Raw genomic sequence first — 15,294 nt, forward strand, 5'->3', positions numbered from 1 at the left:
AATTATATTTTTTCTAATTTTGCTTTCCAAACCTGATGACAAACATTGTCGTATCGTCAAACAGGTCTCCACCATTGTAGAAATCGTTGATGTCCTCATCAATTGATTTAATGATATTGTCCAAATCATCATCCTTATGACTATTCAAAATGTTTTCAAGCCTTTCCTCACCATAAAATCCATTATAGTCAATGTTTGCTTCGGTAACTCCGTCTGTGTATAGGAACAATGAATCTCCAGGCTTCAACTGTATGGTATGTTTTTCATAAGGCATGTCCTCCATTACTGCCAGCACTAGTCCGTGTTCTGTATCCAGATATTTGAACCCATCATTTCCCTGCTTAATCAATGGAGAATTATGGCCTGCATTGACATAGGAAAGTTCTCCTGTTTTTATGTTGAGTTTACCGAGCCAGCAGGTAACAAAAAGCTCCTCCACATTGCCTTTGCAAAGCTCATTGTTTATTCTGAAAAACGCTTCTGAGAGGTCATCATACTCATTTGAAAAGTCCTGAATTGAGGTCATGGCCTTTACCATAATTAGTGCGGCCGTAACTCCCTTGCCGCTCACATCTCCAATGACAAAACCGATATTCTCATCATCTATTTCAAAATAGTCATAAAAGTCCCCTCCCACTTCACGGGCAGCTTTCATGGATCCCCATAGGGAAATATTTTTGTCTTTAGAGAACTCATCAAAATCGGTAGGTATCATTGAATTTTGAATCTCATGAGCCAGATTCAGTTCGGTTTCAAATCTTTCGGTTTCTTTTGTTAATTGGATTAAATTTTGACTGTAATCATACAGTTCATTTTCCATATTAACCAAGGATTCAGACAATGACTTGACTTCATTGTTACCTTTGATATTTTTTAAATAATCATTTAGATCCTTATTATTTTTTAGATTACTAATGTCACTTGACAGATATCTGGACAATTGTTGAATAGGTTTTACTACTCTTTTTTCCAAAAACATCATGTATATTATTAGTAGAAGGATAAATATCAATAATAGTCTTAAAAAAGATTCCAGAAATTCAAAAACAAATAACCCAAGGTCTATACCACCCATCATGGCGATGACAGATATGGTGGATAATATTGCAGAAATTATTACCATTACTGCAAATATTGAGATAGTTACCTTTGAGAAGATATTTAGTTTTGAGGTCTTGTTTAATTTGAAGACCTCCTCATCGTATGGTTTAAATAGGAATATGACAATTATCAGCAATACTACAAAACTTAAATGGGTATTGTTGTGATAAAATGATAAAAGAGCACCCGCTTCTATAATCAATGCAATTAAAAGAAATATGTCATATATATAATCAGGCATTATTCTTTTCAGTTGTGTATTTGGAGTAAAATACGGAAGTTCATATCTGTTCCATATTATTATACCAATTAACAATAGTATAACTCCCGCTGCAATATTTCCATATTCCAATGATACTGTGGCACTGGCAAACATTTGGAGGTTTGTTTGAAAGAAGAAAATGTACTGTAATATGAAAACTGCCAAAATGATTGCAAGTTTAACAAAGTTGGCCAATCTGTTGATATTGAGAACTTCTACAGGTTGTTTTGGATATATGGAGTACCATAGTTTCCAGGGAAGTATTCCTATAATTATAATTAGCACAACATTTATTAACATTCCAGTTATATTAGTTTCCCCTAATGAGATTATCCAATAAGGTATTTCAATGAGAATAAAACCGACCGCTCCATATGGACCCAAAATCAGGGTTAAAACAGGAAGAAAACCAAACTCATAAAAGATTACATATCCCCCAAACACAGCATTTTCCAGAATGATGGTCACAAGAGTGATTATCATTGATAAAGCAACAATAAACTTTCTTGAAATGAATATTTCTTTTCTAATCATCCTCATTTCCTCCATCATACCTTATTGCAATCATGGTCATGTCATCGAACTGGTCCGGGTTGTTGCAGAATTCATCAATGTCACGTTTAATTTCACCGATAATTTCAGACAGCTTTTGATTTTTAAGTTTATTGACACCATCCCTAAGGCGGTCTTCCCCATAAAATCCATTATAATCATAATTGGCTTCAGTAACTCCATCGGTGTATAAAAATACCATATCACCAGGATTCAATTTGATTTCACCTACATTATAGGCAATGCCTTCAATTGCCCCGCTCACCAAATCAGGACTGCCTTGCATATATTCGAAATCCCCTTTTTTCTGGCGAATCAAAGGAGGGTTATGACCTGCATTGACATATGACAATTTACCGCTCTCAAGGTCCAGTCTTCCAATCCAGATTGTTACAAAAAGCTCCTCATCGTTTCTTTGACATAACAGATCGTTGACATTCTCCATAACTTCGGCCAAATCATCGTCAAAGCGGGTATGATTTCTGATTAGATGCATTGTCTTTACCATAAACAGTGTTGCAGGGATTCCCTTGCCGCTTACATCTCCAATGACGAAAGTGATGTTGTTCTCACCATTGTCAAAAAAGTCATAAAAGTCTCCTCCAACTTCCTTTGCGGGATTCATGTACGCATATATTTCAAATGGTCTTTCAGCTGAAAATTCATCAAAATTCTTTGGAAGCATGTTTGACTGGATATTGCTGGCTACATTAAATTCTGTTTCAAATCTTTCAGTTTCTGCGGTTGCCTTTTGTATCCTATTTAAATGGTCTTTAATATTGGCAGTTAATGTGTAATATGATTTTACAAGCACTCCAACCTCATCATCGTCCTGTGAACGACGGTACAAATTACTGTCCAAATTTTCAATCTCTCTAGTTTCACCATATCTTTTTGTAGAATTAATCAGTCCATAGATGGGATCTGTTATGATATTTTGAACATAATGAATGTGTATTATTGAAAATACCAATATCATAATTGTTAAAACGGCAATGATACATAATAACCTAAATGAAGCATCTGCATTTCCCCATATCATTTGAGGAACCAAGTCAAAAAAGTCGACAAAAAAGAACAGTGCAATGGCCATTACAGCCATAAAGATCAATATGACCTGTTCGATAATTGAATAATTCTTGTCCTTGTATGAAACATTAAAGTCACGCGTATTTAAAACGAATAATAAGGTGATGATTATCATCAGGATAAAAGAGAACTCATTCACAAGAGTATTTTCCAATATGGTGAATACATTCATATAGAAAATTCCGGTCAGTATCACAAAAGCTATTGCAAAATATTTGTAGTCAATTTTTATTTTTGTAATCCATCTTTTAGGGGTTTGCAGAGGAATCCTAAGGGTGTTAAATCCGCTTATTAAAAGCAGCCCCAATAGGATTGAGAAAGTGAAGTGATTTAAAAAATATGCAAACCTGTCCAAATTGGAATGGTAGGGATAAACTGAGGCAAAATTTGCATAAGTATCATATGAAACTTCAAGTAATGCCAAATAAACGATTGAAACAATAAACATTAAAGTTAGGAATTTGGCCAGATTGTAAATTGAATTGAACCTTGGAATATCCATTTTTGTCCTGTCAAACATGGTATACCATAGTTTATATGCAAAAACTCCCATAAAAACCATGATAAATGAATCCATAAAGGCTCCAAACACATCCATCTGCTGTATGATTTCACATATGAATGATGCGCAGGCAACTCCCAAAGCGCCAACAGGGCCAAACATCAATCCGGCAACTGGAGCAAATCCAATATCCACAAGCAGGTATTCACCAGTGAAATATGTATATTCAAACAGATAATACAATATGCATTCCACAATGAATGTGAATATGAATATAAACCTTTTGTCCCTGAACAAGTCCCTAAACATTTGAACCATTTGCCTATTTAATTAGCTTTTAATACATATATTTCTATATAATAATAGTTAAAAGTTTAGGTGGAAGAAAAATTTTCTAATATTTAGAAAAAATAGAAAAATTGGGTTAAAACCCAATCAAAGTCCAAATATCCAATCTGAAAACGGAACTGAGAAATATGCCTCAATTGGAGCTGCAATCGCCATGAGTATTGTTGCAAAAATTATAATTGCAACACTTTGAATCAACACCTTCTTATTCTTCTCAAAGGATTGGCGTACTGAGAGTCTTTTTCCGTTGTCTTTGATTGCAATGTTTTTCAAAAATACCCATATGAATTTGAACAGAAGGATTCCGGCTGCTGACTGAAGGATGGTTCCGGTTATTTCAAATATTCCATGGGGAATAAGATATATAATATACTGGAGTCCTCCACCGGCATGCACCGCTTCGAGTACCGGTCCAACTGCACCAAGATTTAATCCATTGTATATGACCTGTACAATTGCAGGAATTGCAAAGAATATTGATCCCAGATAATAGATAAATCCCCCAACTCCATTATGAATGAAAAGATCAAGCGGGCTTAGATCACTAACAACCGGAGAGGGTGTTGCGGCAGACATGTTTTGAATGTTTTGAAATGTTGAACTTGCCGAATCTGAAACAAATAGCCATGATCCGATAAATAATATTATAAACACTGCGTAAAGGATTATGATCATCTTTTTGTGTTCTTTCAATGCCTCAATTAACACGTCTTTAAATGTTGTAATAAAATTCATAATAATCACTTTATCCTTTAATTAATTTATAGATATTGTAAAAAAATAGAGTTAAAGCGGAAGTAAGATAATTCAGCTTTATGTAATTAATTATTTTCTTTTGAATGCTGCATAACCGCCTAATACAGCAATAACTGCAAGTAATATTAAAATTGGATTACCTGTAGCTAACATTGTATGGGTTGTTCCTGCAGTTGCATTGGTTTCGTTTACTGGTTCTCCTGCAGCTTGGGCAGTTGTGTTGGTTGCATTTGTAGGTTCTCCAGCAGCGTTTGCAGTTGCATTTTCTAAAGTTTCATTGTATTGGCTTCCTGCATATCCACTATCATCAGCTGCATATCCGGTATCGTCCTGATAGTTGCTTCCTGCATATCCGCTATCATCAGCTGCATATCCGGTATCGTCCTGATAGTTGTTTACTGCATATCCGCTATCATCAGCAGCATATCCAACATTGTCAGAGTAGTCGCTTCCTATATATCCGCCCATATCGTCCGCATAACCGAAGTTATCTGTTGCACAAACTGCACCTGCAGATGCAAGTACACAAAAAATTGCTAGTATTGCAAATATTTTTTTTGAAAGATCCATGATAATCACCTGTAAATATTAATTGTGCCATGTTATTTGAAATAACACTTCTTTGCACAAGTAATTATATGAATAAAGCCATATATAAAGTTTTTCGAATGTAAGTGCCCACTTGCAACTTTAAAATAAAAAATAATGATTTTAAATTAAAATAAAATAAAAATAACAAATTTAAAATCGATACTTTAAAAATAAAATTGTTAAATAGTGATTCAAGTTCATTGAAATGTCAACCATTACCATTATCATATAATCCTGACAAATATATCATCATGAAAAAAGTAAAAATTACCATACTCAAGACAACCCTGCAGGAAGATCTTGCACGCGAATATGGCGTTGATGGACTCTCCACATGCCCTTTGATGAAGGAGGGTGAAGTATATTACGCCGACTATTCAAAGCCTGAAAATTTTTGCGATGAAGCATGGAAGGCAATATACCAGTATGTTTTTGCCCTTGCCCATGGTGCACAGGAAGTCTGGTATTATTCAGACTGGATCAAGACTCCCGGAGTTGCAATCGTTTCATGCAATGACGGATTAAGGCCGGTCATAATGAAACTTGAGGCAACCGACATCGAATCCGTATCAGGTGATGAATAAACTGATTCACCATTTACAAAATTTAAATATTTAAAACTGCAATATATATTATTATAATTTTGGAGATATTATTATGAAAGTTTTAGGAATTAATACAAGCCCAAGAGGAGCAAGTAATGTAAGAATAGCTTTGGAAGCTGCATTGGATGGCGCTTCCTCAAAAGGAGCTGAAACTGAAATTGTGGATGTTAACAAATTAACAATCACCCCATGTCAAGGTGACAACTACTGTAAGGAGCATGACTCAGAATGTGCCTTAAATGATGACATGCAGGACATCTATCAAAAAATTGAAGAGGCTGACGGAATCATCCTTGCAAGCCCAATCTACTTCTGTGACGTTAACGCTCAGGCTAAACTCGTTATAGACAGATTATACTCTTATTTCATGAACCCTAAATTCAGTGAATTGTTCTCAAACAAGAAAGTTTCAATAATTGCAACCCACGGTGCCGTTCCTTTAGAAGCATTTGAAGGTTCCCTGAATACTCAAATGGCAGCGTTTGAGGTATTAGGATTTAAGACCAGGGACATCATCAATTTGGATGACAACAATGTTCCAGGTGCAATCAATGATAAGGAAGAACAGCTTCAAAAAGCTAGAGAAATTGGTGAAAACTTAATTTAAATCAATGGTGATATTAATGACCAATATACATGAAAACTGTGACAACTATGTAAAAAGCAAGGACATGTGCCTGAGATTCTTTGAAATGGGCATCAGTGACGTAAGTCAATATGATGAATGCGCAGAAAAAACCGTTTTCAACGATAAGGACCTTCAAAGAAAATGGAGTAACTAATCTCTCGGAGAGATTAGTCAAAAAAAATAAATTTTTAATTGTAAAAAATAAATGTTTTGAATTTTAATTGAATTTTGCATTTCGCAATCAATTAAAATTCTTCTTTCAATCACCACCAATTATTCAACAACCAATCAAATGGTCGAATTCATCTCAACATTAAAAGTTGAGTAGGCACAATCTGATTAATCCTATGACCAGCAAATGTGCCGGATAGAATACATAGAAAAACCATTTATGTATTTCTGCTTTTGATCCACTCTCTCCATTGTATAATGTGAAAAAGAAAGGAACTAAAAATACTCCGAATTTTGCCATTTGACTGAAATCCATGCTGAATTCAAAAACAAATGGATTAGCAAAGAATGTAATGTTAAATATGTACATTAATGCAACCGGTGTCAAGGCTACAGACAAATTGCCAAACGCATTAAGCTATATTTCACAATCCGCAAGCAAAGGAGAATTCGATCCGGAAACTGGAATTTGGAACATTGGTGAATTGGCAGTCAATGAGACAGTGACATTGGAAATTACCTCCGAAGCTGTTAAAGCAGGTAAATTCACCAATACTGTTACTGTAAGCTCAAATGAGGATGACTACAACACTGCTAACAATGAAGCTGAAGCAACAGTTGAAATAACTGACAGTGATGATGACAATCAGGATGATGAAAATCATGCAGATGACAATCAAGATGAGGAAGATGATGCAATTACAATCAATAAGGAAATGCAAAAATCAACTTCAAAAACTGACAGTCATGCAACAGGAAACCCTATATTGCCGGTCTTATTGGCATTAGTTTCAATGTGCGTTGCAGCGAGAAGAAAACTTTAAATTAAAAGGGAAATATATTTTTCCCACTTCTATTTTTTTAAATCATTATTTCTCGGCTTTTTCAAGTGGTGTATGGAACTATTTTACTTTTACAAATATTGGCTACTGCATATTAATTATATTGAAACTGAGGTTTTGAGTGGAATTAATAAATGTATAATCGCCGAATTATCAAAAAAAACACTCAAATAATAAAAAATTAACAAAAGTCAATCTAAAACCCTAAAATATTTATATAATATTAAATAAACACAATAATAATAGTGGAAGTGTGATTATAATATGATAAAAAATCAGCGTATTAATAAATAGGATAACTTAAAAGGAATAGGAATATTTTTAATTGTTTTAGGACATATGCTTTTTTTAACTGGTCATCGCTCTGTTGAGTTTTTACATGATTTCATATATATAATTCATTTACCAATATTCTTTTTCGTTGCAGGGTATTTCTCAAAAATAGGTCCTGATGAACCAATAAAAGCTTTTAAAAGATTGATAATACCTTTTATTATCTTTAACATATTATTTAAGATATTTATGATAATTATTGGCAACCCTGATAATAATGTACTGTTTTTAACTCCAACTTATGCATTATGGTTTTTATCAGCATTATTCCTGATGAAAATGGTTCTACCAATCTATGACAGGCTCAAACATCCAATTGCAATAGCCATAATTATAGCATTGGGATTGGGATTCCTTGATTTCACTTCATATTTTGGATTTACAAGATTCATTGCATATACACCAATATTTTTAATTGGTTTTTACTTTAACCAAATAAAAGAAAACATTGAGGAAAACTACAAGTCAATCACTAGACTGTACAATAATAGGATTATAATGATTCTATTTACACTTTTGGTTATTATTTTATGCGCATTTGTTGCTTTAAAATTCCCATTTAAAGTCATAAATTTTACAATAAATTATGGTAATAATTTTGATTTAATCAGAAGGGCAATAGTATTTATGCTTGGAATAGTATCAACACTAATTTTTAATCATTATGTTTCAAACAGGAAAAGCATTTTTACAAAATTCGGAAAAAATTCATTAGCAGTATATGTACTTCATGTTTACATTATAAAAATTTTCCATTTAATATTTAACCATATTAAAGTTCAAAGTGGTTTATTATACATAATTTTTGCTATTATATCCACATTTGTTATTGTCTTCTTATTGTCCAGAGATTTCATTAGTATTTACTTAAAAAAACTATTTGATCTTGTTTCCAATTTTTTAGTGAGGGAAAATAAAACTTAATATGTTTTTTAGGGTTCTAGATAAAATATTGTTATATTTTTATCCATACTAAAACATTCATTTTAATCGTTTATTGATAAATCTTTTTAATATATGAAAAGTATAATAGTTACTGATAATGATGAAAAAGATCTTGATTATTTTAACTGCAATACTAATACTCATTAGCTGTGTTCATGCCCAAGTCAATACAACCGTTGAAATAAAGGGAGTAAGTTTTGAAATTCCAGAAAAATATAATGGCGGAAATATATATAAAAATGGTTATAGTGCGGATTATTTTCATTTAACATGCATTGATGATAATATACCTAAATCAATTGGTTTGTGGGCTTGTGAAAAAGATTATGAGGAAAATATAACTATATCAAATCATCCAGTGAAATTTTACTACCAATATAATCCATCTATCAAAGATAATTATTCTCATGCATATTTTGCTTCCGGAAATTCCATCTATGAACTTAGTTGGATGGGCAATAATATAACATCAGATATTGAAAAATTAATTAAAGACACACCTCCTTCTAAAATAAATGAAGATAAATTTTATTCCCTGATAGATGAATCTATCAAGACATATAAAATTATTAAAAATCAGCAAGATGAATGGGATGCAGAATATAATTATTTGGAAGCTAAGTATCATGAATCATTATCAAAAAATTCAGATGACAGGCAAACAAAAGAACTTTTAATAACCTTGATAAATAATTAAATTTCATGAATAGTAATAATGCCCTATTTTAGATTTGAAAAAGGATTCCTAAAAATATCTTAAATCAATATTAACGTTTTTTATATGTGAATCAAATATTAAATCTATATTTAAATCTTATAAAAAAAGTTCTGATACTATTCTGAATTTTTCACTACAAAACATTCATTTTAAACGAAATAATAATTATAAAATTTCAGCAAAAAGTAAAATAACAATAAAATAGTAAAATTAAATTAAGGGTTTAATCATGTTTAATAAGAAAAGTTTTTTTATTTCAATGTTGCTTTTAATTTTTCTAACTATTGGAATGGTTTCTGCATCAGACAATTTGACTGATGAAGTCTCTTTAGATGATGCATCTGCTCAAAGCATTGAAACTCCAATATCCTCTGAAATTGAAAGTAATGCAAATGAATCTTCACAGATTAGTGAAGATGCTCCAAGTCAAGTGAATACAAAAATGGAAGCTAAGGATGTAACAACTTATTATAAGGAGAAATCTGAATTGGTAGGTTATCTGAAAGATACCAATAATCAGCCAATTTCCGGCAAAAAGGTTTCCATTTCAATAAATAACAAGGTCTATGATAAAATTACTGATAATTCAGGTAAGGTTGTTTTGAAACTTAACTTAAAACCTGGAACATATACTGCTTCAGTTAAGTTTGCAGGTGATGAAAACTACACTGCAAGCAGCATAAACACAATCGTTAAGGTAAATAAGGCTTCCTTGAAAGTCACCACTAAAGACTTTAAAACCTATTTTGAATCTGGATTCTATTTTAAAGCAAAAGTCATAAATAAAATTACTAAAAATCCGGTTCAAGGCGTTAAAGTGGCATTTAAAGTTTTTAAAAACAACAAATACAAAACCTATTGGGCAACTACTGATACTAACGGTATTGCAAAGCTAAAAAAGAATCTTAACGTTGGAAAATATAAGGTTATCACTTCCATTAAAAAGAGCAAGTATTTAAAAGCTAAAAAAGCCAAGGCTACTTTGACTATTAAAGAAACTGCAGAAATGGGTTGTACATCTTTATATGTTCAGGTAAGCAATACTGAAGCTGTTGCAGGATTTAGAAGGGATGCAACTAATGCCAAAACATTACATATTGTCAAGTATAAGTTGAATGGCAAATGGGCTGTAAAGCAATATAAGAAAAACAGCTATTTCTTCCATTCCTTGACAACTTCTGACGGATGGATGGCCGGAACTGGAGGTTGGGATAATCCGACCATAAATCATGCTATTGAAAGGTTGGCAGGTAAAATGGTTAAATCCGGCAAAATCAAAAAGGCATATTTAAAAAAGATTCAAGGTTATGAAAGACAATTAAGAATAGGTCACTTTTCAATCAAGGCTCCAAATGGCAAATATGCTGTTGTGTGGGGTAGTGGAATAAAATATGGTAAATTAAAACCGGGTGAATATTTTAAAGCCCCTAATGCAAGATCATTATTCCATCAGGGCACATATGATCATTTCAGTAAAAATCCTGCAAAAGCAGCAATTAAAATAGCAGCATCTGATTCCTTCGGTGTCAACAGAAGAGATGCAACAGCATTCCATTGGAAAGCTACAACTGATGAGGGTAAGACAACTTCAACAGTAAAAGTTTATGCTGCAAATGACAACGGGCGTTTGGCTGGAAGAGGTACTGGACATTTAAAGGATGATGTCAGATTCAGAGGCAAATTCATATCCAAAAACAGTTTGCCAAAAACTCCTTCCTCAAAATTCCTTGGAACAGTCAAAATGGGAAATATTGACAAGTTGATTAAATCGCAAACTACTGTCAAGGCTCCAAAATTAACTAAAAACATTAATGAATCAAAAACATTTGACATTACTGTTAAGGATAAGAAAACTAAAAAACCTGTTAAAGCTCTTGTGCTCAAATTAAAAATTGGCAAAAAAGTTTTCACTGTAAAAACAAATTCCAAGGGTATTGCGCATTTCAATCCTAAATCATTAAATGCTGGAAGTTATAAAGTGGCAATCTATACAGACAATATTAAATATTTGGTTTCAGCTAAAAGTACAGTTATGATTAAATAATTGTACTATTTATTTTATTATGGGAATTTTTGAAAAGCGTATTTTGTTCTGAATATTTCACTACAAAACATTCATTTTAAACTTAAAAAAAAATAACTATTTAAATCAGATAGTTAACAAAATTACACCCAATTTGCGATTCATCCTCGACTTACAGAAGTCGAAGTATTCTCGCATTTTTAAGATAAATTATAACTAGTATGATTAAAAATACTAGTCTTTTATATATAACTAGTATGATTGAAAATACTAGTCTTTAAATATAACTAGTATGATTAATACTAGTGTAATTTATATTGAACTACCTCAACTTATGGAAGTTGAGGATTCTTACTTCACGGGCTGTATACTCTAATGAGTATAGGATTACCGTGCTATCCCCCTAGTCCCTAAGGTTCAACAATCAATTTTTAAATCATTTTTTATTTCAACTTGGCTATCGTTGAAAATTTAATGAATTAAGTTGATTGTTATCTATTATTTTAATTTTAGTAATATTTAAATCAAATGAGAGAGCTATGTCCTCAAATGAATGGCATATGTTAGTGCAGTCCTAAATGACTGATAACACTGTTGTGCGTGTTATTCTCCCTTGAAACTGCATCACTGGCAACAATGATGTGGGTTGCATGATAGGTTAAAGCCTAATCTTAGTATAACTTCCAATACTAAGAGGGCGAGAGAAAGACTGGCATGGTTAACGAAAGTGAACTCCTGAGTAAAAGCGTCATTATGCTCAGCAATGGGTAGGAAGTTTCGAAGAGCCATTGTATTGTTAGTTAAAGGTCATACATAAGTTTTTCAGTATGTATATAGGTTACAACCCATAGATACTAACTGGCGTAGTTGGAGAACCTAAACTAGTCGTTTCTAACAATTGGTTAACTCGGTAAGCCCAGAACTGCCCATATTTATAATATGGTAGGGTGACCGTGAGGAAATCTGATGTTCTTTTCTGGGTAAAGGATGCTAAAGAAAGCAAATGCCCACTTAATCGAAAGATAGCAGAAAACTGACAAATATAATAACTGTGTGGGATAAGCAGACTTTTAGCAGGTGTATCTTGCTTTATTTAAAACGGCAGATATCATTAAATGTGTAAAAAAAAAATTTTTTATGAGTGTGATTTTGGCAATGAAAACTGAATATAATAATTTAAATATATTACAGTCTGTAAAATCAGACGAAGAGATACTTGACAAGGAATGGAAAGATATTAACTGGAAATCCATCGAGTACGACATATTTAAGATACAAAAACGGATATTTAAAGCAGAGAAGGAAGGCAATTATAGAAAAGTTAATAAACTATGTAGATTATTAGTTAATGATAAAAGGAGTTTATTATATGCAATAAATCTTGTAACAAAGAAGAATAAAGGTAGAAAAACTAGTGGTATTGATAATAAAGTCTTCAAACACGATTATGAACGAATGGCATTATTTTATAAACTGAAAGATTATAAAATCAGTTTACATAAACCCAAACCTGTTCAGAGAATTTATATCCCAAAGAAAAATGGTAAAAAGCGACCATTAGGTATTCCAACAATTATTGATAGGATTTATCAAGAAATCTGCAAATTAGCATTGGAACCTATGTGGGAAGCTAAATTTGAATCAACTAGTTATGGTTTTAGACCTGCTCGTGGAGTAAGCGATGCTATAGCAAAGATTCATAGTTTTACAAGAGGATTAAATCGACCTTATATTTTTGAAGGCGATTTTAAATCGTGTTTTGATACTTTAAGTCACCAACACATATTGGATAAATTAGGTAATTTTCCACTTAAAAATCTAATCAAAAGATGGTTAGAAGCCGGATATTTAGAAAACAATGTGTTCTACAATACTAGAACCGGTACTCCCCAAGGAGGCATCATATCCCCATTACTGGCAAATATTGCACTACACGGAATGGAAGAAGCACTAAACATTGAGTATAAAGAAATAAAGTATGGAAATAACAATACCTATTCAAATAAGTCCAAATATGTAGTTATTAGATATGCCGATGACTTTATAGTTTTATGTAAGACCTTAGAGGATGCTGAAGATGTTTATACTCTTTTAGAGGATTACCTTGATGAAAGAGGTTTAACTTTAGCTCCGGACAAAACCAAAATTACACATATTAATGATGGTTTTGACTTCCTAGGATTTAATATTCGATGTTACAATGGATATGATCGAGATAAAGTATTAATAAAGGCATCTAAAGATAGTATTAAATCATTCAAGAGAAAAGCTAAATACATAATCCGAAGATGTTATCCTTGGAACCTTGAAGAAAGTATTATAAAACTTAATAATTTAATTATTGGGACTAGTAACTACTGGAAAATGGCATCTAACAAAAGGATATTTAGTAAAATGGATAATTACATTTATGAACTTCTACTCAGGCAAATTAAACGATGGTATCCCAATAAACCAATCAAATGGATGGTCAAAAAACATTTTAAAACTCATTTACACTCAATATACAATGATAAATGGATTTTTACAGACCCAATCACAAATTGCCAAGTGGAAAAAATGTATTGGACAAGAATAAAATATTCCAGATGCATTAAGTATAAAGCAACCCCATATGACTCCTCATACGATGAATATTTCCTTAAAAGATACGGAAAAACCTCATTTGAATATCTATATGGCTAAACAACTTTATAAACATTTCTATAAATATGCATGAATTCTTATAAGTATGCTTGAGCCGTATGTCTTAAAAGGGACACGTACGGTTCTTAGAAGAGGGGAGACAAGTAATTGTCTCTTCTTATTCGACTATTCGACCTAATCATTTCAAATGAAAATTATTGATTAATTATATTATTTTTCTCGTTGCCGTTCAATATACTGACGGATTGTTTCAATATTCGCTCCACCAGTTGTTGTAATAAAAATAACCTGTTTTTCCAAAAAGCACTTTTCCATAAACTCTTTTTTTATAACTGGATATTGTTTCTTTATTATTCTACTACTTGCACTTTTATAAAGAATTAATATAATTTAACCAAATTTGTACTTGGTTTGGCTTCAAATAAAATATGAATATGATCAACTCCCAATTCGCTTCTTTAACTTGAATACCATATTTAAAACCAATATTATCAAAAATAACCATTAATGAATCGAATATATCTTCATTAATTACCTTTCTACGATATTTAATCACCAATACTAAATGATAAGTTAATATGTATACTGAATGCTGATTCCTATTCAAATTACTGCTCATAATAATTATTATAAGAAAATAACCATTTAAAAGTTAAAAAAATAATAGTATACCCAACTTGCAATTCATCCACAACTTTACAGAAGTTGTGGTATTCTTGCATCATTTAGATAACTACATTTTATTACATTCATATTTTTAAATCTAAAACCCGATATAAAACCATTTAATTTACCTTATTTAATATTTAACAGGTTATTTAATTCTATTTCATCATTACAATAATTATTAGAGATTATTTTAACTTTTTAACATGTAAGTAAGCACTTGCATGCGAATATCTTTATATATTCCGTTTTTATCTGTTTTAGCAGTTATGGTCTTGCCGTTGATGATGAATATTACGGATTCACCGCTGAGAGCAACTTTACCATCACTGGAAACCACTTTAACGGTAAAGTATGATCCGCCAGCATAATCAACTGCAATGTTTTTAGCAACGAGTTTGGAATTCTGTGAGTCCATTGTTACAGCAACATTGTTTTTATAGGATTGATATTATGCCAAACAAATAACAACCTATAAATAAGTTTTTTGACTGAAATTTCTTTAGAGACTAATTG

At 31.9% G+C, this 15,294-nt stretch carries 15 protein-coding genes and 1 pseudogene; 8 read left to right on the top strand and 8 right to left on the bottom strand.

The features are described 5' to 3' along the window. Positions 1 to 13: 13 nt before the first annotated feature. The 4 genes from QZV03_RS08150 to QZV03_RS08165 all read right to left on the bottom strand — a co-directional run bounded on the left by QZV03_RS08150 (position 14) and on the right by QZV03_RS08165 (position 5,180). Positions 14 to 1,897: a PP2C family protein-serine/threonine phosphatase gene (locus tag QZV03_RS08150; RefSeq protein ID WP_296875726.1), complete on the bottom strand. Its 1,884-nt coding sequence runs from the start codon at positions 1,895 to 1,897 to the stop codon at positions 14 to 16. Next, entirely contained in the window at positions 1,890 to 3,824 is a 1,935-nt protein-coding gene (locus QZV03_RS08155) for a PP2C family protein-serine/threonine phosphatase (protein WP_296875728.1), read from the bottom strand. The genes QZV03_RS08150 and QZV03_RS08155 overlap by 8 nt, the downstream gene beginning before the upstream one ends. Before the next feature lie 117 nt (positions 3,825 to 3,941). Further along, the gene (locus tag QZV03_RS08160) at positions 3,942 to 4,589 is read right to left on the bottom strand and encodes a stage II sporulation protein M (RefSeq protein ID WP_296875730.1); all 648 of its coding nucleotides are present in this window, start codon (positions 4,587 to 4,589) and stop codon (positions 3,942 to 3,944) included. Between the two features lie 90 nt (positions 4,590 to 4,679). Further along, positions 4,680 to 5,180, bottom strand: coding sequence for a hypothetical protein (locus QZV03_RS08165; protein WP_296875732.1), 501 nt, complete (start codon positions 5,178 to 5,180; stop codon positions 4,680 to 4,682). 272 nt (positions 5,181 to 5,452) lie between these two features. Here QZV03_RS08165 and QZV03_RS08170 point away from each other — a divergent pair, with 272 nt between their 5' ends. The 3 genes from QZV03_RS08170 (at position 5,453) to QZV03_RS08180 (ending at position 6,588) form a co-directional block, all read left to right on the top strand. Further along, positions 5,453 to 5,785, top strand: a complete 333-nt coding sequence (locus QZV03_RS08170) for a TIGR04076 family protein (RefSeq protein WP_296875734.1) — start codon at positions 5,453 to 5,455, stop codon at positions 5,783 to 5,785. Positions 5,786 to 5,858: 73 nt separating this feature from the next. Then, a complete protein-coding gene (locus QZV03_RS08175) occupies positions 5,859 to 6,413 on the top strand; it encodes a flavodoxin family protein (protein ID WP_296875735.1) in 555 nt (184 codons plus the stop codon). Positions 6,414 to 6,429: 16 nt separating this feature from the next. After that, entirely contained in the window at positions 6,430 to 6,588 is a 159-nt protein-coding gene (locus QZV03_RS08180) for a hypothetical protein (RefSeq protein ID WP_296875737.1), read from the top strand. Between the two features lie 159 nt (positions 6,589 to 6,747). Here the strand turns inward: QZV03_RS08180 and QZV03_RS08185 are convergent, their stop codons facing one another. After that, the gene (locus QZV03_RS08185; RefSeq protein ID WP_296875739.1) at positions 6,748 to 6,975 is read right to left on the bottom strand and encodes a TraX family protein; all 228 of its coding nucleotides are present in this window, start codon (positions 6,973 to 6,975) and stop codon (positions 6,748 to 6,750) included. Here QZV03_RS08185 and QZV03_RS08190 point away from each other — a divergent pair. From QZV03_RS08190 to ltrA, 5 genes and pseudogenes are all read left to right on the top strand, one after another. After that, positions 6,968 to 7,429, top strand: coding sequence for a DUF11 domain-containing protein (locus tag QZV03_RS08190; RefSeq protein WP_296875741.1), 462 nt, complete (start codon positions 6,968 to 6,970; stop codon positions 7,427 to 7,429). The genes QZV03_RS08185 and QZV03_RS08190 overlap by 8 nt on opposite strands. A 324-nt stretch (positions 7,430 to 7,753) precedes the next feature. Further along, a pseudogene (locus QZV03_RS08195) lies at positions 7,754 to 8,704 on the top strand (acyltransferase family protein); the annotation flags it as partial. Between the two features lie 133 nt (positions 8,705 to 8,837). After that, positions 8,838 to 9,422 (top strand): hypothetical protein, encoded by a 585-nt coding sequence (locus tag QZV03_RS08200; protein WP_296875742.1) that lies wholly within the window; start codon positions 8,838 to 8,840, stop codon positions 9,420 to 9,422. Positions 9,423 to 9,702: 280 nt separating this feature from the next. After that, a complete protein-coding gene (locus QZV03_RS08205) occupies positions 9,703 to 11,487 on the top strand; it encodes an Ig-like domain-containing protein (protein ID WP_296875745.1) in 1,785 nt (594 codons plus the stop codon). A gap of 1,134 nt (positions 11,488 to 12,621) precedes the next feature. Further along, complete coding sequence (gene ltrA / locus QZV03_RS08210; RefSeq protein ID WP_296875800.1) at positions 12,622 to 14,151, top strand: group II intron reverse transcriptase/maturase; 1,530 nt, start codon at positions 12,622 to 12,624, stop codon at positions 14,149 to 14,151. Positions 14,152 to 14,322: 171 nt separating this feature from the next. On the opposite strand, the gene QZV03_RS11295 is transcribed toward ltrA, so the two are convergent. The 3 genes from QZV03_RS11295 to QZV03_RS08215 all read right to left on the bottom strand — a co-directional run bounded on the left by QZV03_RS11295 (position 14,323) and on the right by QZV03_RS08215 (position 15,196). Then, the gene (locus QZV03_RS11295; RefSeq protein WP_394350684.1) at positions 14,323 to 14,427 is read right to left on the bottom strand and encodes a hypothetical protein; all 105 of its coding nucleotides are present in this window, start codon (positions 14,425 to 14,427) and stop codon (positions 14,323 to 14,325) included. A 55-nt stretch (positions 14,428 to 14,482) separates the two neighbouring features. Beyond that, positions 14,483 to 14,731 (bottom strand): transposase, encoded by a 249-nt coding sequence (locus QZV03_RS11300; protein ID WP_394350685.1) that lies wholly within the window; start codon positions 14,729 to 14,731, stop codon positions 14,483 to 14,485. Between the two features lie 240 nt (positions 14,732 to 14,971). Then, positions 14,972 to 15,196, bottom strand: coding sequence for a hypothetical protein (locus tag QZV03_RS08215; protein WP_296875747.1), 225 nt, complete (start codon positions 15,194 to 15,196; stop codon positions 14,972 to 14,974). Positions 15,197 to 15,294: the final 98 nt, after the last annotated feature.

The sequence above is a fragment of the uncultured Methanobrevibacter sp. genome, from assembly GCF_902788255.1.
Lineage (GTDB): Archaea > Methanobacteriota > Methanobacteria > Methanobacteriales > Methanobacteriaceae > Methanocatella.

Bases quoted from the DNA above. Each gene is read 5' to 3' on its own strand.
- QZV03_RS08180 (WP_296875737.1), top strand. From the start codon at position 6,430: ATGACCAATATACATGAAAACTGTGACAACTATGTAAAAAGCAAGGAC.
- QZV03_RS08205 (WP_296875745.1), top strand. From the start codon at position 9,703: ATGTTGCTTTTAATTTTTCTAACTATTGGAATGGTTTCTGCATCAGAC.
- QZV03_RS08155 (WP_296875728.1), bottom strand. From the start codon at position 3,824: ATGGTTCAAATGTTTAGGGACTTGTTCAGGGACAAAAGGTTTATATTC.
- QZV03_RS08190 (WP_296875741.1), top strand. From the start codon at position 6,968: ATGTACATTAATGCAACCGGTGTCAAGGCTACAGACAAATTGCCAAAC.
- QZV03_RS08170 (WP_296875734.1), top strand. From the start codon at position 5,453: ATGAAAAAAGTAAAAATTACCATACTCAAGACAACCCTGCAGGAAGAT.
- QZV03_RS08165 (WP_296875732.1), bottom strand. From the start codon at position 5,180: ATGGATCTTTCAAAAAAAATATTTGCAATACTAGCAATTTTTTGTGTA.
- QZV03_RS11295 (WP_394350684.1), bottom strand. From the start codon at position 14,427: ATGGAAAAGTGCTTTTTGGAAAAACAGGTTATTTTTATTACAACAACT.
- QZV03_RS08160 (WP_296875730.1), bottom strand. From the start codon at position 4,589: ATGAATTTTATTACAACATTTAAAGACGTGTTAATTGAGGCATTGAAA.
- QZV03_RS11300 (WP_394350685.1), bottom strand. From the start codon at position 14,731: ATGAGCAGTAATTTGAATAGGAATCAGCATTCAGTATACATATTAACT.
- QZV03_RS08175 (WP_296875735.1), top strand. From the start codon at position 5,859: ATGAAAGTTTTAGGAATTAATACAAGCCCAAGAGGAGCAAGTAATGTA.
- QZV03_RS08150 (WP_296875726.1), bottom strand. From the start codon at position 1,897: ATGATTAGAAAAGAAATATTCATTTCAAGAAAGTTTATTGTTGCTTTA.
- QZV03_RS08185 (WP_296875739.1), bottom strand. From the start codon at position 6,975: ATGTACATATTTAACATTACATTCTTTGCTAATCCATTTGTTTTTGAA.
- QZV03_RS08215 (WP_296875747.1), bottom strand. From the start codon at position 15,196: ATGGACTCACAGAATTCCAAACTCGTTGCTAAAAACATTGCAGTTGAT.
- ltrA (WP_296875800.1), top strand. From the start codon at position 12,622: ATGAAAACTGAATATAATAATTTAAATATATTACAGTCTGTAAAATCA.